The organism is Nocardia sp. NPDC051981 (genome assembly GCF_040680715.1).
In the GTDB taxonomy this organism is placed as follows: Bacteria; Actinomycetota; Actinomycetes; order Mycobacteriales; family Mycobacteriaceae; genus Nocardia.
In genome coordinates this window covers 102,645-119,222 of sequence record NZ_JBFAXK010000010.1, presented here as the reverse complement: position 1 = coordinate 119,222, position 16,578 = coordinate 102,645, and the positions used below count along the sequence as shown (strand labels likewise).

The following is a 16,578-nucleotide window of genomic DNA, read 5'->3' as shown; positions in this document are numbered from 1 at the left end:
CATAAATACCGTGGAACGTAAACCGCCGAGACCGCGCCGGATCAACGAAGACGGCACCTCCTCCCATGAGGTCTATCTCCCGACCGGCGCGCTCTCCCCGAATCGGCAGACGCGCGACCCGCTTCCGGACACCCTCCTGAAACGGGTCAAGCAGTTCTCCGGTCGCCTGTCCACCGAGGCCGTGGCCTCGATGCAGGATCGGTTGCCGTTCTTCGCCAATCTGGACGCCGCCCAGCGGGCCGGCGTCCAGATGCTGGTGCAGACAGCGGTGGTGAACTTCCTGGAGTGGCTGCAGGACCCGGAGTCGGATATCCGCTTCAGTCTCGATGCCTTCCAAGTGATTCCGGACGATCTGGCGCGGCGGCTGACGCTGCGCCAGACCGTCGACATGGTCCGGGTGGCCATGGAGTTCTTCGAGCAGTGGCTGCCGGCCCTGGCGCGCAACGACCGTCAGCTGGTGGCGCTCACCGAGGCGGTGCTGCGGTACGGGCGGGAGCTGGGCTTCGCCGCCGCCTCGGTGTACGCCTCGGCCGCGGAGTCGCGCGGCGCGTGGGACACCCGATTGGAGGCCCTGGTCGTCGATGCCGTGGTGCGCGGCGACACCGGCCCCGAGATGCTCTCCCGTGCGGCCACTCTCAATTGGGACGCGACCGCCCCCGCGACGGTCCTTGTGGGCACTCCCCCCAAGGATCAGGTGGCTGTTGTCAGTTCCGTACATAGTGTGGCCGGCCGGCACGGCCGCAACGCGCTCGCCGTGGTGCAGGGTTCGCGGCTGGTGATGGTAGTCAGCGGACATCTCGGCGATCCGATGTATCCGTCGCAGTTCCTGGCGGATCTGCTCGCCGAGGCCTTCTCCGAGGGTCCGGTGGTGATCGGCCCGACCATGCGGGCGCTGTCCGCCGCGCACGTCAGCTCGGTGGAGGCGATGGCCGGCATGGAGGCCGTGGTGGGCTGGCGGGGTGCGCCACGCCCGGTGCACGCCTCCGAACTCCTGCCCGAACGCGCCCTGCTCGGCGACCGCGCGGCCATAGACGCCCTGAACGAGCACCTCGTGCTACCGTTGGCCGCCGCCAGCGCCGATCTATCGGACACGCTGGACGCGTATCTGGATTGCGGTGGAGCCGTCGAGACCTGCGCCCGCCAGCTGTTCGTTCATCCAAATACGGTGCGCTATCGGCTCAAGCGAATCGCCGACATCACGGGCCGGGATCCGATGAACCCGCGTGATGCCTATGTGTTACGTATCGCGGCCACAGTAGGTCGGCTGACACGAACTCGTAACGAATCACCCACTCCTGCCACCGATATGACTCCCGTCACAGATCCTAAGGATGGGGTGTAACGAGATTCGGGCATCGGGCGATCCGCACAGCCCACGTGGTCTTTTGTGGACTCCTCACAAAACTGCCAAGCAAGCTTCATTCGCGCCGACATCTCGTGAGAGCGGCCTCACAGTGTTTTCTTGAGTCGTGATCGCATTGCTCGCCCCTGGACAGGGCTCTCAGACTCCCGGCATGCTCACCCCTTGGCTCGAACTTCCCGGCGCTGCGGACCGCATCGCGCTGTGGTCGAAGGCCTCGGGGCTGGACCTGCTGCGGTTGGGCACGACTGCGACCGCCGATGAAATCGTCGACACGGCCGTCACCCAGCCGCTCGTCGTCGCGGCTGCCCTCATGGCTTTCGCGGAAATCCCGCAGGATTCGCTTCCCGCGGATACAGTCGTCGCCGGACACTCGGTCGGCGAATTCGCCGCCGCTGCCGTCGCCGGAGTCATCTCCGCCGATGACGCGGTGGTCCTGGCCGCCATCCGCGGAGCGGAAATGGCCAAAGCTTGCGCACTCGAGCCGACCGGTATGTCCGCGGTGCTCGGTGGTGACGAAGCGGAGGTGCTCGCTCGTCTCGATGATCTCGGTCTGATTCCGGCCAATCGCAATGCGGTTGGTCAGATCGTGGCCGCGGGTAAGCTCGAGGCGCTCGAAGCCCTTGCCGCGAACCCGCCCGAAAAGGCCCGCGTCCGTGCACTTCCGGTCGCTGGCGCCTTCCACACCGCGTTCATGGCTCCCGCCCAGGACGCGGTCGCGGAGGCCATCGCCAAGATCGCGCCCAGCGCGCCGGTCTGGACCCTGCTGTCGAACTTCGACGGGCAACCGGTCAGCTCCGGCCAGGACGCGGTCGACAAGCTCGCTGCCCAGGTCACACGCCCCGTGCGCTGGGACCTGTGCACTGAAACGATCCGTGCGGCAGGGGTTTCCGCGGTGGCAGAGTTGCCGCCGGCGGGCACCCTGGTCGGCATCGCCAAGCGGGAGCTCAAGGGCACCCCGAATCTGGCGCTGAAGACACCCGCGGACCTCCCCGCGCTCGCCGAACTCACCGCGGCAAGCTAGCTTGGCTCGCGGCCCGCTCCTATCAACGGCGATGGAGCAACCGGGTCGCAAACAATTGAAAATCCACCCTCTACAAGAAATAAGAAGGGAGCCACCACAGTGGCCGCTCTGACCCAGGAACAGATCGTCGAAGAGCTCGGGAAGATCATCGAAGAGGTGACCGGTATCGAGCCCTCCGAGGTGACCATCGAGAAGTCCTTCGTCGACGACCTGGACATCGACTCGCTGTCGATGGTCGAGATCGCCGTCCAGACCGAGGACAAGTACGGCGTCAAGATCCCCGACGAGGACCTGGCGAGCCTGAAGACCGTTGGCGACGCGGTGGCGTACATCCAGAAGCTCGAGGCCGAGAACTCCGACGCGGCCGCTGAGCTGAAGGCCAAGTTCGGCGCCGAGGGCGAGTAGGAACCGACACCGTGACCACTCCTTCCACCTTGAACGGGAACTTTCCCAACGTCGTCGTAACGAGCATGGCGGCGACCACGTCGATCGCCGGTGACGTCGATGCGACGTGGAAGGGCCTCCTCAATGGCGAGAGCGGCATCGACACTCTCGAGGACGACTTCATTGCGGAGTACGACCTTCCAGTTCGAATTGGCGGCCACCTGAAGGTGTCGCCGGACACGCTGCTCGATCGGGTCGAGATCCGTCGCATGGCGTACGTCGAGCGACTGGCGACCGTGCTCGGTCGCGAGGTGTGGAAGAACGCCGGCTCTCCCGAGGTCGACCCGCTGCGGCTCGCCGTGGCCATCGGCACCGGTCTCGGCGGCGGCGACGCGCTGATCGATTCGGTGGACAAGCTGAAGAACGGCGGCTATCGCAAGATTTCGCCGCTCGCTGTTCAGATGGTCATGCCGAACGGCCCGTCCGCCGTGGTCGGTCTCGAGCTCAAGGCCCGGGCGGGAGTGGTCACTCCGGTCTCGGCATGCTCGTCGGGTTCGGAGGCCATCGCCAACGCGTGGCGAATGATCGTCATGGGTGACGCCGACATGGTCGTCACCGGCGGCGTCGAGGGCTTCATCGACTCGGTGCCAATCGCCGCGTTCTCCATGATGCGGGCCATGTCGACCCGCAACGACGACCCGAAGGCGGCCTCGCGCCCCTTCGACAAGGATCGCGACGGCTTCGTCTTCGGCGAAGCGGGCGCGCTCATGGTCATCGAGACCGAGGAGCACGCCAAGGCTCGTGGCGCCACCATCCACGCCCGGCTCATGGGCGCGGGTATCACCTCCGACGGGTTCCACCTGGTGGCCCCCGATCCGGAGGGCACTGGTGCGGCTCGCGCCATGCAGCGCGCGATGCAGACCGCCGGGTTGTCCCCCCAGGACATCACCCACATCAACGCCCACGCGACTGCCACCCCCGTCGGTGACACCGCGGAGGCCAACGCGATTCACAAGGCCGGCGTCAAGCATGCCTCGGTCTACGCACCCAAGTCGGCCCTGGGCCACTCGATCGGTGCCGTCGGCGCCCTCGAGTCGGTACTCACGGTGCTCAGCATCCGGGACGGCATCGTCCCCCCGACGCTGAACCTCGAGAACCAGGATCCGGCGATCGACCTGGATGTCGTGCATGGCGCGGCGCGCCAGCAGGACATCCAGTACGCGATCAACAACTCCTTCGGTTTCGGTGGGCACAATGTCGCGCTCGCCTTCGGCCGGTACTGACACGGATTCATCCCGGTAAACCGGAAATCCGGCTCAGCTTTACCGGTCAGTAAGACAAGCGGTCCCGGCGGGGATTTTCGGATGGACGATCCCGCACCCGAAAATCCCCCCGGGACTTAGACATTCGCAGCCGCTCTCAGCGACCGCCTTTCCCCCATGAGGAGAGTTTGCGATGACCATAATGGCCCCCGCTCACGCCGACACCGCTACCGATCCCCGTGACCCGCTGGGTCGGTTGCAGCGCTTCTTCGATCCCGGAACCGTTCTCCCGCTACACCCGCGCGACAAGTCCGGTGTGCTCGCCGCCATCGGTGAGGTCGACGGCGTCCGCACCGTCGCCTACTGCTCCGACGCCACTGTGATGGGCGGCGCCATGGGCGTGGAGGGGTGCAAGCACATCGTCGACGCGATCGACACCGCCATCGATTCCAAGGTTCCCGTTGTGGGCCTGTGGCATTCGGGCGGCGCCCGGCTGGCGGAGGGCGTCGAGGCCCTGCACGCCGTCGGCCTGGTCTTCGAGGCCATGGTCCGCGCGTCCGGCCAGGTCCCCCAGATTTCCGTGGTGCTCGGCTTCGCCGCCGGCGGCGCCGCCTACGGCCCCGCGCTGACCGACATCGTCATCATGGCTCCGGAAGGCCGCGTCTTCGTGACCGGCCCGGACATCGTGAAGACGGTGACCGGTGAGAGCGTGGACATGGCGACACTCGGTGGCCCGATCACCCACGGCAAGAAGTCCGGCGTCTGCCACATCGTCGCCGACGACGAGTCCGATGCCATGCACCGCGCCCGGCGCCTGGTCTCGATGTTCGCCGAGCAGGGCGAATTCGACCTGGCCGCAGCCGAACACGGCGACGTCGACCTCAAGGCCATGATGCCGGAGTCGGCCAAGCGCGCCTACGACGTCAAGCCGATCATCAATGAGCTGCTCGACAATGTCGACGGCGAGAGCACCTTCGAGGAGCTGCAGGGCGGCTACGCGCGCTCCATGGTGGTCGGTCTGGGCCGGCTCGGCGGCCGCACCGTCGGCGTGCTGGCCAACAACCCGATCCGCCTGGGCGGCTGCCTCAACTCCGAAAGTGCCGAGAAGGCTTCGCGTTTCGTGCGCCTGTGCAACGCCTTCGGTATCCCGCTGATCGTCGTCACCGACGTGCCGGGATACCTGCCGGGCGTCTCGCAGGAGTTCGAGGGCGTGGTGCGCCGCGGCGCCAAGCTGCTGCACGCCTTCGCCGAGGCCCGTGTCCCCCGCGTCACCCTGGTCACCCGCAAGATCTACGGCGGCGCCTACATCGCGATGAACGCCCGCTCGCTGGGCGCCACCGCCGTGTACGCCTGGCCGGGTTCCGAGGTCGCCGTCATGGGCGCCAAGGCCGCGGTCGGCATCCTGCACAAGAAGGCTCTCGCGGCCGCCCCGGAGGAGGAGCGCGAGGCCCTGCTGGAGCGTCTGACCGAGGAGCACGAGCGCATCGCCGGTGGCGTCCAACGCGCCATCTCGATCGGTGTCGTGGACGAGGTCATCGAGCCCGCCAAGACCCGCTCCACCATCGCCGCCGCCTTGGCCGCCGCCCCGGCGCGGCCGCAGCACAACAAGAACATTCCGCTGTAATCGGTTACGCGGCAACGCGATAGCGGGCGGTCTCCTCGGAGACCGCCCGCTTTTCGTTGGCCGGGAACAGGTTTCGCTGTCAGGCGGGGGAATGTTGGCGTTGTGGTGGAAGACGTTGTCGGGGTCCCAGGCCCGCGATCGCGGATCCCGCGTCAGGACTGGAGGCGGACCTTCTCGGCGGACTCGTTCTGGCTGGCGCATTCCTGATAGGGATTGGGGGTGCCGGGGCGTTCGCCGCAGATCCACCGGACGGTACCGACGGTGACGGCGATGTCGCCGGTGGATTGTTTGGCGCGTTGGTCGGCGTAGGCGGTGACGACGGAGAGCGCGGTGGGGCAGAAGCCGGCGCCCTTGGCGGTGGAGACCACGACCGCCAAGCCCCAGGGGCCGGTGCCACACTGCACGACCTCGTGGCCCGCGGCCGGGAAGGCGGCGGAGGTGGCGGGGTGGGACGAGGGGCCGGAGGCGACGGTGGGGCTGTTGTCGTTGCAGGCGGTGAGGACGAAGGCCGTCGCCATGGCCAGGGCAGTACCCGCGATCGCTGTGGTCCGCACGAATCCTCCTGGTATCAGCCGACGTCGCGGCGCAGCCAGGTGACTTCCGCGCCCTCGCCGCCGAGGCGGTAGGGCTCGAGGATATCGTCCCAGGCGGTACCGAGGGCGCGGTCGATCTCCGCGGCGATCTCGGCGGCGGAGCCGCGGCCGGGGGCGCGGGCCTCGGCGACGATGGCGCGCAAGCGCATTTCACCGACCATGACGTCGCCGCAGGCGCCGGTGGCGCCGCTCCAGAGGCCGAGGCCGGGGACGAAGCTGAAGCGGGCGCCGTCGACGCCCTCGCTGGGGTCCTCGGTGACTTCGAAATACAGCACGGGCCAATCACGCAACGCTCTGGCTAATTTCCCTCCGGTACCAACCGGGCCGCACCAATCGGTGGTGGCGCGCAGCTGTCCGGGATCGGCCGGCTGCGCGGTCCAGCGCAGTTTCGCGGGGGCCTTGAGTGTGGAGGTGAGAGCCCATTCGACATGCGGGCACAGCGCGGCCGGCGACGAATGGATATAGACGACTCCAGACGTCGCCTCCGCGAACTGACTCGACGCATGCACCACTGACACCTCCGGCTCGACGAGGGACGTCTTCCCCAACGGCCCCTTCTGAGCTCGGCGTTGCCCGAGTTTACTGGAGTGCCCGGTGTTGCGTGTGTTACTTGCTGCCTGTGTCGGCCGCTACGCGAACTCCGCGATAACGGCGTCGCTGAGCGGCGGCCACGCCGCTCGGGCCCAGTCCCCGAAATTCTCGTCCGCCAGCGCGAGACACGCCATGCCGACTTCCGGATCCACCCAGAGAAATGTGCCGGACTGCCCGAAGTGTCCGAAGGTCCGCGGCGAGTTCGCGCCACCGGTCCAGTGCGGCGATTTGTGGTCGCGGATTTCGAAGCCCAATCCCCAGTCGTTGGGGCGCTGCGACCCGTAACCGGGAAGGACGCCATTGCATCCCGGGAATTGCACTCTGCTTGCTTCGGAAACCAATTCGGCACTTACGACAGCAGGTTCCAGCAATTCCTCGGCGAATCGCAAGAGATCTGCGACCGAGGAGCGGGCGGCATGTCCGGCCGAACCGACCAGCGCCGAGGAGTTCATGCCCAGCGGCTCGAAGACGGCCTCGCGCAGGTACTGGTCGAACGGGATACCGGTCTGCGCCGCAACGAAATCCGCGAGCACCTCGAACCCGGCGCTGGAGTAGATCCGCTTCGCGCCGGGCCGGGCCAGCACCACGGTGGTGTCGAAGGCCAGGCCGGAGGTATGGGCGAGCAGGTGCCGCACCGTCGATCCGGGCGGCCCGGCGGGCTGGTCCAGCTCGATCGCACCCTCCTCGATGGCCACCAGAACCCCGTATGCCACAAGGGGTTTGGTCACCGAGGCGAGCCGGAAGACGTGCGCGGCGTCCCCCTCGGCGTCCACCACGCCCTTGCCGCGGACGACGACACCCGCCGCCGCGTTCCGGACCGGCCACTGTCGAATCTGCTCCAGCGCTCGCACATATCGAGAGTACTGTGTCTGATTTTGCCCTCCGCTTCGCTCCAGGCGGGTTCGCGGCCCTGAGGTCTCGATTCTTCGCTCCGCCGCTCCTCCGCTTCGCTCCGCCGGTCCAGAATCGAGACGGCCGCGAACCTCTGGGCTGTCCGCCGGTTACGAATGCGCCTGTGAGGTAGCGGGTTCGGCAGGCATGGCATTGTTCAGGGTTGACCTTGGCCGCCCGTAGCCGAAGTACACCACCAGCCCGACCGCCGACCACAGTGTGAACGCCAGCCAGGTCACTCCCGGCAGGTGGATCAGCAGCCATACGCACATGGCGACGCCGATGACCGGCACCAGCGGCACCAGGGTCCGGAACGACCGCGGCAGCTCGGGTTTGGTGCGGCGCAGCACCAGCACGCCGATGTTCACCAGCCCGAAAGACACCAGCGTGCCGATATTGGTGGCGTTCACCAGTTCGCCCAGCGGCACCAGCGCCGACAGCACCGCCACCACGCCGCCCACGATGAGCGTGTTGACCGTCGGCACGCGCTTCTCCCCGACCCGCGACAGTACGGCGGGCATGAGCCCGTCGCGGGACATGGAGACCAGGATGCGGGTCTGCCCGTAGAGCACGGTCAGCACCACCGAGGCGATGGCGATGACCGCGCCGCCCGCGAGGATGGTGGCGGGCCAGCCGCGCCCGGTGACCTGTTCCAGCACGGTGGCCAGCGACGCGCCCGAGCTGCTGACGGCGTCCACGCCGACCGCGCCGACGGCGGTCAGCGCCACCAGCACGTACACCAGCGTCACGATGCCGAGCGAAATGATGATGGCGCGCGGCAGATCTCGCTGCGGATTCTTGGCCTCCTCGCCGGCGGTGGAGGCGGCGTCGAAGCCGATGAAGGAGAAGAACACCATCGAGGCCGCCGCCCCGATGCCCGAGACCCCGGCCGGCGCGAAGGGGTGCAGGTTCGGGGAGTGGAAGGCGGTGACCGCCACGGCCACGAAGAACACCAGCACCGCGATCTTGATCATGGTGGTGACGGTGGTGACCCGCGCACTCTCTCGGATGCCGCCGAGCAGCACCACGGTGGCCAGCACCACCACGATGGCGGCGGGCAGGTTGACCACCCCGCCGTCGCCCGGCGGCTGTGCCAGCGCGGCCGGAATCCGCCAGCCGATGGTCGATCCCAGGAACTCGTTGAGGTACGCGCCCCAGCCGACCGCGACCGCCGCCACCGACACGCCGTACTCCAGCAGCAGGCACCACCCGCAGATCCAGGCGATGATCTCGCCCAGCGTCGCATAGGTGTACGAGTAGGCCGATCCGGACACCGGCACCGCGCCGGCCAGTTCCGCGTAGGACAGGGCCGAGAACAGCGCGGCCAGCGCGGCGATGACGAAGGAGACGACGACGGCGGGCCCGGCCAGCGGTGCGGCCTCGCCCAGCACCACGAAGATGCCGGTGCCGAGGGTGGCACCGACCGACAGCGCGATCAGGGAGATCAGGCCCATGCTGCGCCGCAGTGCGGTGTGTTCTCCATCGGAGGTGAGCTGTTCGACGGGCTTGGTCCGCAGCAATGATGCGGTAATCCGAGGGAGTCCGGGCATGTGCGGCCACGCTACCGGGTCGGATCAGTCGAAACGGCATCAGGGTGGCCCGCCCATCGGGCGATACGCACTGCTCACAGCTATGCACTGGCGTCGCAGTGGCATCACCGCCGTCACTGCGACCCCGCACAGACCGTATGCCCGGTTACGATCGGACCCATCATGAGTGAGCAGGTCACGATCCATGGCGAGGTGGACGCGGGTTTCGGCCCGGTCGCCGACGCGTTTCGCCGCAACTTCCGCCGGCACGGGGAGATCGGTGCGGCGGTGGCGGTCTACGACGGGGATCGGCCCGTGGTGGACCTGTGGGCGGGGCATCGCGATCGCAAGCGCCGGGTGATGTGGGAGCGCGACACCATGGCCCCGGTGTGGTCCTCGACCAAGGGCATGACCGCGTTCGCGGTGGCGTCGGTGGTGTCGCGGGGACTGCTGGACTACGAGGATCCGGTGGCGCTGCACTGGCCGGAGTTCGCCGCGCACGGCAAGGAGTCCATCACCGTGCGGCAGCTGCTGGACCATCAGGCCGGGCTGGCGGCGCTGGATCGGCCGTTCCGGCTCACGGATATGGCCGATCTGGATCGGATGGCGGTGGTGCTGGCCGGGCAGAAACCGTTGTGGCGGCCGGGAACCCGGCACGGTTATCACCCGATCACGGCCGGGCTGTATCAGGGCGAGCTGCTGCGGCGGGTCGATCCGGAGCATCGCACGCTGGGCCGCATCTTCGCCGAGGACATTGCCGGACCGCTGGGTGCGGAGTTCTATATCGGCCTGCCGGAGGAGGTTTCGCTGGATCGGGTGGCCGCACTGTCGGCGACCGGGGGCCTCGACATTCTGCGGTATGAGCGAGATCTGCCGGTGCGCATCGGCATTCAGCTCTACAGCAAGCGCGGTCTGTCCTTCCGCGCGCTGAACAGCCCGCAGGTCGGTGCGCCCGCCCGGGCCGCCCGCCGCGAATTCCTCGCGGTGGAGAGCCCGGCCGCGGGCGGTGTCGGCACCGCGCGGGCGCTGGCGCGGGTGTACGGCGCGGCGGCGGGCCGGACCGGTGAGCTGCCCATCGAGGCGAGCCTGCTGGACCGCCTGGGCTCTCCCGACACCGCCGACGACGTCCCGGCCGAGGACCTGGTGCTGCTCACCCCGAGCCGCTACCACCTGGGCTTCCGCCGGTCGCGCGGCGGTTTCCGGTTCGGCTCCGACAAGCGCGCCTACGGCACCACCGGCTATGGCGGCTCGTTCGGATTCGCCGATCCGGCAACGGGTCTGGGGTTCGGCTATGTGATGAACCGCCTGGGCATGGCGGTGCTCGACGATGTCCGTTCGCGCAATCTCCGTGAGGCCCTGCTCCGCTGTCGCTGACCGAAGGAATAGGTCCATGCCGAGGCAACCATGGGTGATGCCCGACGAAGGACAGCCACATCGGCGGACCTGGATGGCCTTCGGGGCCGATGAGCGGGTATGGACACCCGAGCTGCTCCCCCGCATTCGCGAGAATGTGGCGGCCCGGATCGCCCGTTGGTGGTGGCCGGTCGCGAGGACGGTGTGGACTGCTACGACAACGACGTCACCGCCGCCATCTCGCCATCCTCCAGGACTCCGCCGATGCCCTGGGCCGCCCGTTGCGAGTGGAGGTGGTTCCCGGCCCGGCGCGGGGTCGAATCCGCACTCGGCGCAGGCGCGTTCGAGCGCCCACGTTCAGTCCTTGGCATCGGGAACGATCGGCATGAGGACCAACTTACGGTGCCGTCACTCCATCAGCTGGTGTGCCTTCTCGAACAGTTCGAGGGTGATGGCGTGCAGGAAGTCGCCGACCTGCTTGGGGGCCTTGCCCGCGCAGGCCCGGGCGTGCGTGCCCTCGAGCACGATGCCCAGCTTGAAGCAGGCCAGCACGGTGTACCAGGTGACGTGGGTCAGGTCGCGGTCGGAGAACTTCGCGTAGTGGGCGATCATCTCCTCGGGTGTGGGCAGGCCGCCGACCGCGCCGAGGGAGCCGACCAGCGCCGCGCCGGTGGTGCCGGGGACCGGGCGGGTGGCGATCTGCCAGCCCAGGTCCAGCAGCGGGTCGCCGATGGTCGACATCTCCCAGTCGACCATGGCCACCACCTCGGGGCCGTCGTAGGAGAACATCATGTTGGCGAGGTGGCAGTCGCCGTGCAGGATGCCGGCTTTCGGCTGGGCGGGGCGGTTGCGGTCGAGCCAGTCGCCGACCTGGGCGACGCCGGGGATCTCCGGGCCGGGGTAGCCGTCGTTGACGCTGTAGGAGTCGAGCTCCTTGAGCCAGCGCGGCACCTGGCGTTCCAGGAAGCCCTCCGGCTTGCCGTAGTCGGCCAGGCCGAGCGCCTCGTGGTCGAGCGAGCCGAGGCGGGCGATGGCCTCGACCGCGGACAGGCCCATCTGCCGGCGCACCTCGGGGTCGGAGGCGTGCGGTTCGGGTAGTTCGTTCTGCGGGTTGAAGCCGACGATCGGCTCCATGAGGTAGAAGGACGCGCCGAGCACGGATTCGTCGGGGCAGGCGGCGATCACCTTGGGGGCGCGGATCTCGGTGTCGCCGAGGGCGCCGAGGATGCGGGATTCGCGCTGGATGACGGTATTGCTGGCGGACCGCAGATGCTTGGGCCCGCGGCGCAGCACGTACTCGCGGCCGCCGCGGCGGAAGCGGAGCATGATGTTCTGGGTGCCGCCCCCGAGTGGCTTCACCTCCTCGAACTCCCCGCCGGGCAGGCCCTGCTCTTCCATCCACTTTCCGACGATGGCGAAATCGACGACGTCACGATCCACTTCGACCGGCTGCGCAACAGACATGCCGCCTATTCTGCCGCAGCGGTCCACACGAACTGAAGGCAGTCGCCAGCAGTAACTGCGCAATTGGACAGAGCGTAATGTGCGTGGTCAAATGCGCACCCTGTTGATCGACAACTACGACTCGTTCACCTACAACCTGTATCAGCTGATCAGCGAGGTGAACGGGGTCGAACCCGTGGTCGTGCGCAATGACGAGGCGGCTTCGATCGAGAAGCTCGGGCTCGGGGAGTTCGACAACATCGTCATCTCCCCCGGGCCCGGACGGCCGGATGTCCCGCGCGATTTCGGCATCTCGGCGGCCCTGATCGCCCGAGCCGAGCTGCCGGTGCTGGGAGTGTGCCTGGGGCATCAGGGCATCGTGATCGCGGCGGGTGGGCAGGTGGTCACCGCACCGCAGGCCCGGCACGGGCACCCGGATCTGATCGGCCATGACGGGCGGGACCTGTTCGCCGGTGTGCCGCAGGGCTTCTCGGCGGTTCGCTATCACTCGCTGTGTGCGGCTCGACCATTGCCGGAGGACCTCGAGGTCACGGCGACCACGCCGGACGGGGTGATCATGGGCGTGCGGCACCGCACCCGGCCGCAGTGGGGCGTGCAGTTCCATCCCGAGTCGATCTCCAGCGAGCATGGGGAACTGCTGCTGCGCAATTTCGCCGAGTTGACCGCGGAATATCAACGGCGGCAGGACATTTCCCGACAGCCCACACGGACGATGCCGGCGCGCCCCCGGATCGGAGCCGAGACTTCGAGACCGCCCGCCGTCGGCGCGCCCGTGCGCTATCGGGTCGAGCAGACGGTCGTGGAGCGGGCCGTCGATGCCGAGGCGGCCTTCGACGCGCTGTATGCCGGTTCCCCACATGCCTTCTGGCTCGACAGCGAGCATGTGGAGCCGGGGCTGGATCGCTTCTCGTTCCTGGGTGACGCGTCCGGGCCGCTGGCGGAGGTGGTGCGGTATCGGGTCGGCAGCGGCCGGGTCGAGATCGAGTCAGCGGCCGGGCCGCGCACGGTACCGGGCGGGGTGCTGGATTATCTCTCCGCGGAGCTACGCCGCCGGGAGATCGAATTCCCGGATGTGCCTTTCGATTTCGCCGGTGGCTATGTCGGCTATCTCGGCTACGAGATGAAGGCCGACTGCGGCGCCGAGGCCGTGCACCGCGCGGCCACACCCGACGCCCAGTGGATCTTCGCGGACCGGCTGATCGTGGTCGATCACGAGGCGGGCCGCACCCATCTGCTGGCGCTGGCCGAGCCGGATGCCGCTGCCGCCGCACAGGATTGGCTGGCGGCCACCCGGGCCGTGGTGGAAACCCTTCCGACCTGGGAGAATCCGCCGGACCTCGAGCTGCGCGCGGACGAGGGCACGGTCGCGCCGTTTCTCACGCGCGGCCGGGACCGCTATCTCGCCGATGTGGCGGCCTGCCGGGAGCAGCTGCTCGCGGGCGAGTCGTACGAAATCTGCATCACCGACAGCGCTCATCCCCCGGGCGACGCCGACGGCCTCTCCGTGTATCGCACGCTGCGCCGGTGCAATCCGGCCCCCTACGCGGCATTCCTGCGTTTCGCCGGGCTGGAGGTGGCGTGTTCCTCGCCGGAGCGCTTCCTCAAGGTGGATCGCTCCCGCACGGTGGAGAGCAAGCCGATCAAGGGCACCGCCCCGCGCGGTGGCACCGCCGTCGAGGATGAAGAGCTGAGAGCCGAGCTGGCCCGCAGCCCCAAGACCCGCGCCGAGAACCTCATGATCGTGGATCTGCTGCGCAACGACCTGGGCCGGGTCTGCGAGATCGGCTCGGTGCACGTCCCCAACCTCATGGCCGTCGAGACCTACACGACCCTGCACCAGCTGGTCTCCACCGTGCGCGGCACGCTCCGCGCCGACCTGGACGTCATCGACTGTCTCCGAGCCTGTTTCCCCGGCGGTTCCATGACCGGTGCCCCCAAACTCCGCACCCTCGAAATCATCGACTCCCTCGAAACCGAGGCCCGCGGCGTCTATTCCGGCACCATCGGCTTCCTCGGCCTCGGCGGCACCGCCGACCTGAACATCGTCATCCGCACCGCCGTCCGCCACGACAATCGCTGGCGAGTCGGCGCGGGCGGCGCGGTCGTCCTCGACTCCGACCCGGCCGACGAGTACCACGAAATGGTCTGGAAGGCCGCCGCGGCGCTGCGCGCTCTCCCCGGATTGGGCGTCCCGCCCCGCGACCGCATTCCCTCGGCCAGATAGATCCGGCGCGATGGCGTCCTGCGGCGTCACTTGCGGCGGGAGCGGCGGAACTTGCCTTCGGGCGGTTCGGGTTCCGGATTCTCGCGGGTTCCGGTGAGGCGGCCGAGCAGGGAGACGCCGGGGAGTTTGTCGAGGCGGGTGAAGACCTCCTCGCCGAGGACGGTGACCGCCTCGAGCCGGGTGAGGATCTTGTCGTAGGCGACGAAGGCGGGTTCGGCCAGGGCGAGGGTGCGATCGAGGCGGTCGATGGTGGAGTTGAGGCGCTCGACGGCGATGGTGAGGCTCTGGATCAGGTCGGGCAGCTGGGCGGCGAGCTGAATGGAGGCGGGCGGGAGGCGAACGGCGGTGTCGAAGGCGGTGGACGCGGTCACCTGGGCGGAATCCAGGGCCTGACCGGCCGCGCTCTGCGCGGCTTCGACCGCGGCCTGGGCCGCCGCCAGGATGTCCCCGGCGGTGGGGACGCGCGAGGTCGAGGGTTTGGCGGACTGACGGTCGCTCCCCTTGGGGTTGGTCATACCTCTACTGTGCCGCACGATTTTCAGATTTGCCGGAAGGGCCGGGCATGCGGTTTTGTCGGAGGGGCGTGGCATAGTTCGACCACGATGAAACTGACCTTGGGTGGCCATACGACGGTTCCGACATCGCTTCTGACGCTTGTGCTTTCGTGGCGGTCGGAGCATGCGGTGCGGGTGCAGGCCGTGCTGGTGGCCGAGCACGGGCGGGCCCGGTCGGACCGCGATTTCGTCTGGTTCGACGCGCCCCGGCACGTCTCGCAGGCGGTGACGCTGGATCGGGAGCCCGCACCGGGGACGGCACGACTGTCGGTCTCGCTCCCGCGCACCGGGCCGGACGTGGCGGGGATCGTGGTCATCGCTTCGGTGCCAGGCGGTTTCGCCGATGTCGCGGGCCTGCGGCTGACCGTGTTCGACCACGACCATCCGGTCGCTTGGTACGACATCGACACGCCGGACCCGGCACCGGCCCTGGTGCTGGGTGAGTTCACGCGCGCCGAGGAGAGCTGGGAGTTCCGGGCGCTGGCCGACGCCGGGGTCAGCCTGGCCGGGCTGGTGCGCGAGTTCGGGGTGCGGATCGATCCCGCGCACGGCTTCGAACCCGAGCCGCGTCGCACGCCGCCGCCCCCGGATCCCGAACGGGCGGAATGGCATCCGGATCCCCGCGATCCGGCCCGCCTGCGCTGGTGGGACGGCACGACCTGGACGGCGTCGGCCCGCCCTGCCCCGCCGCGGGATGCCCGCCACTGCCCGCGCTGCGGTACGCCACGCCGCCGCCTGTTCGGCGCGGCGCTGTTCGGCGCCACACCGCTGTGCCGCGAATGCGCCACCGAGACAGCCGAATACCTGCGCACCTGGCGGCCCCGCGCCGAGCGCACCCTGCGTGGCCTCGCCCCACACGACGACTGGGAGACGCTCTGGGCCGCGCTGCGCTTCCAGCGCGTCGACCGCGCCGCCGCCCTGGATCTGCTGCGCCCGCTCGCCCTCGATCAGCTGGAACGCCTGGTCGCCTTCACCTTCGCCGACGGCGTGGTGGACGAGTCCGACGTGGACGACTTCGAGGACACCGTCGCGGAGCTGTCCCTGTCGGGCCCGGTCATCGAGGACATGCGCCGCCGCCTGCACCGCGGCCGCCTGCTCACCCGGCTGCGGTCCGGCGAGCTGCCGCAGCAGCCCGCCACAGGCCTGCACCTGGATCCCGACGAGCGGGTCCACCTGAACCTCCCCGCCGTGCACATCCGGCAGCTGGCCCGCGGCCCCAAGCGCACCGAGGGCCGTCTGATCGTCAGCAACCGCAAGCTGCGCTTCACCGGTGCGGATACCGGCACCGAAATGCCCTGGGCCCGCGTGGTTTCGGTGACCGCCGCCGATGGCCTGGTCGAGGTGTCGGCCACCTCCTCGCGCGGCGGCGCGATCCTCGAGGTCGCCGATCCCGACTTCGTGGCCGCCGCCATGGAGGGCGCGCTGCGTATCGCCAAGCGCCTGGCCCTCACCCCCGGACGCCGCGACACCCGTTCCATCCCACCGGATGTCAAGGCTGTGGTGTGGCAGCGCGACGGCGGCAAATGCGTCGAATGCGGCGACAGCCACTACCTGGAGTTCGACCACATCATCCCGATCAGCCGCGGCGGCGCGACCAGCCCCGCCAACCTGCAGATCCTCTGCCGTGCCTGCAACCGCACCAAGGGCGCGCACATCTGACCGGAGCCGTCGGTCGAACCACCCGGATTCCGGCCCGCGACAGACTCGTTCGACCTCGGTGACGTG

Annotated in this window: 14 protein-coding genes; 8 read left to right on the top strand and 6 right to left on the bottom strand. The window is 68.8% G+C overall.

All coding sequences use genetic code 11. The features are described 5' to 3' along the window. Positions 1-10 precede the first annotated feature (10 nt). From AB0L60_RS19520 to AB0L60_RS19500, 5 genes are all read left to right on the top strand, one after another. Positions 11-1,342, top strand: a complete 1,332-nt coding sequence (locus AB0L60_RS19520; protein WP_364615601.1) for a helix-turn-helix domain-containing protein — start codon at positions 11-13, stop codon at positions 1,340-1,342. A gap of 127 nt (positions 1,343-1,469) precedes the next feature. Continuing rightward, on the top strand, positions 1,470-2,384 hold the full coding sequence (locus AB0L60_RS19515) for an ACP S-malonyltransferase (protein ID WP_364615598.1): 915 nt from the start codon (positions 1,470-1,472) through the stop codon (positions 2,382-2,384). Between the two features lie 99 nt (positions 2,385-2,483). After that, complete coding sequence (gene acpM / locus AB0L60_RS19510; protein ID WP_033086997.1) at positions 2,484-2,789, top strand: meromycolate extension acyl carrier protein AcpM; 306 nt, start codon at positions 2,484-2,486, stop codon at positions 2,787-2,789. Positions 2,790-2,800: 11 nt separating this feature from the next. Beyond that, the gene (locus AB0L60_RS19505; protein ID WP_364615593.1) at positions 2,801-4,051 is read left to right on the top strand and encodes a KasA/KasB family beta-ketoacyl-ACP synthase; all 1,251 of its coding nucleotides are present in this window, start codon (positions 2,801-2,803) and stop codon (positions 4,049-4,051) included. A gap of 172 nt (positions 4,052-4,223) precedes the next feature. Then, positions 4,224-5,654 carry a carboxyl transferase domain-containing protein gene (locus AB0L60_RS19500; protein WP_364615590.1) on the top strand — a complete coding sequence of 477 codons (1,431 nt, stop codon included), beginning with the start codon at positions 4,224-4,226 and terminating at the stop codon, positions 5,652-5,654. A 152-nt stretch (positions 5,655-5,806) separates the two neighbouring features. Here the strand turns inward: AB0L60_RS19500 and AB0L60_RS19495 are convergent, their stop codons facing one another. From AB0L60_RS19495 to AB0L60_RS19480, 4 genes are all read right to left on the bottom strand, one after another. Next, positions 5,807-6,208 carry a hypothetical protein gene (locus AB0L60_RS19495; protein WP_364615587.1) on the bottom strand — a complete coding sequence of 134 codons (402 nt, stop codon included), beginning with the start codon at positions 6,206-6,208 and terminating at the stop codon, positions 5,807-5,809. Between the two features lie 14 nt (positions 6,209-6,222). Next, positions 6,223-6,756, bottom strand: coding sequence for a DUF3145 domain-containing protein (locus AB0L60_RS19490; RefSeq protein WP_364615584.1), 534 nt, complete (start codon positions 6,754-6,756; stop codon positions 6,223-6,225). A gap of 120 nt (positions 6,757-6,876) precedes the next feature. Next, entirely contained in the window at positions 6,877-7,689 is an 813-nt protein-coding gene (locus AB0L60_RS19485; RefSeq protein WP_364615581.1) for a serine hydrolase domain-containing protein, read from the bottom strand. Between the two features lie 150 nt (positions 7,690-7,839). Next, positions 7,840-9,279: an amino acid permease gene (locus AB0L60_RS19480; protein WP_364615578.1), complete on the bottom strand. Its 1,440-nt coding sequence runs from the start codon at positions 9,277-9,279 to the stop codon at positions 7,840-7,842. Between the two features lie 162 nt (positions 9,280-9,441). Between AB0L60_RS19480 and AB0L60_RS19475 the strand changes: the two genes are divergently transcribed. Further along, a complete protein-coding gene (locus AB0L60_RS19475) occupies positions 9,442-10,632 on the top strand; it encodes a serine hydrolase domain-containing protein (RefSeq protein ID WP_364615574.1) in 1,191 nt (396 codons plus the stop codon). Between the two features lie 387 nt (positions 10,633-11,019). On the opposite strand, the gene AB0L60_RS19470 is transcribed toward AB0L60_RS19475, so the two are convergent. Then, positions 11,020-12,075 carry a phosphotransferase family protein gene (locus tag AB0L60_RS19470; RefSeq protein WP_364615571.1) on the bottom strand — a complete coding sequence of 352 codons (1,056 nt, stop codon included), beginning with the start codon at positions 12,073-12,075 and terminating at the stop codon, positions 11,020-11,022. A 91-nt stretch (positions 12,076-12,166) separates the two neighbouring features. Here AB0L60_RS19470 and pabB point away from each other — a divergent pair, with 91 nt between their 5' ends. Continuing rightward, positions 12,167-14,299: an aminodeoxychorismate synthase gene (pabB, locus tag AB0L60_RS19465; protein WP_364615568.1), complete on the top strand. Its 2,133-nt coding sequence runs from the start codon at positions 12,167-12,169 to the stop codon at positions 14,297-14,299. A gap of 26 nt (positions 14,300-14,325) precedes the next feature. On the opposite strand, the gene AB0L60_RS19460 is transcribed toward pabB, so the two are convergent. Next, a complete protein-coding gene (locus AB0L60_RS19460) occupies positions 14,326-14,814 on the bottom strand; it encodes a hypothetical protein (RefSeq protein WP_364615565.1) in 489 nt (162 codons plus the stop codon). Between the two features lie 87 nt (positions 14,815-14,901). Here AB0L60_RS19460 and AB0L60_RS19455 point away from each other — a divergent pair, with 87 nt between their 5' ends. Continuing rightward, complete coding sequence (locus AB0L60_RS19455) at positions 14,902-16,512, top strand: HNH endonuclease (RefSeq protein ID WP_364615562.1); 1,611 nt, start codon at positions 14,902-14,904, stop codon at positions 16,510-16,512. Positions 16,513-16,578: the final 66 nt, after the last annotated feature.

Coding starts and splice junctions, on each gene's coding strand:
- pabB (WP_364615568.1), top strand. CDS start 12,167: ATGCGCACCCTGTTGATCGACAACTACGACTCGTTCACCTACAACCTG.
- AB0L60_RS19480 (WP_364615578.1), bottom strand. CDS start 9,279: ATGCCCGGACTCCCTCGGATTACCGCATCATTGCTGCGGACCAAGCCC.
- AB0L60_RS19475 (WP_364615574.1), top strand. CDS start 9,442: ATGAGTGAGCAGGTCACGATCCATGGCGAGGTGGACGCGGGTTTCGGC.
- AB0L60_RS19455 (WP_364615562.1), top strand. CDS start 14,902: ATGAAACTGACCTTGGGTGGCCATACGACGGTTCCGACATCGCTTCTG.
- AB0L60_RS19460 (WP_364615565.1), bottom strand. CDS start 14,814: ATGACCAACCCCAAGGGGAGCGACCGTCAGTCCGCCAAACCCTCGACC.
- AB0L60_RS19470 (WP_364615571.1), bottom strand. CDS start 12,075: ATGTCTGTTGCGCAGCCGGTCGAAGTGGATCGTGACGTCGTCGATTTC.
- AB0L60_RS19500 (WP_364615590.1), top strand. CDS start 4,224: ATGACCATAATGGCCCCCGCTCACGCCGACACCGCTACCGATCCCCGT.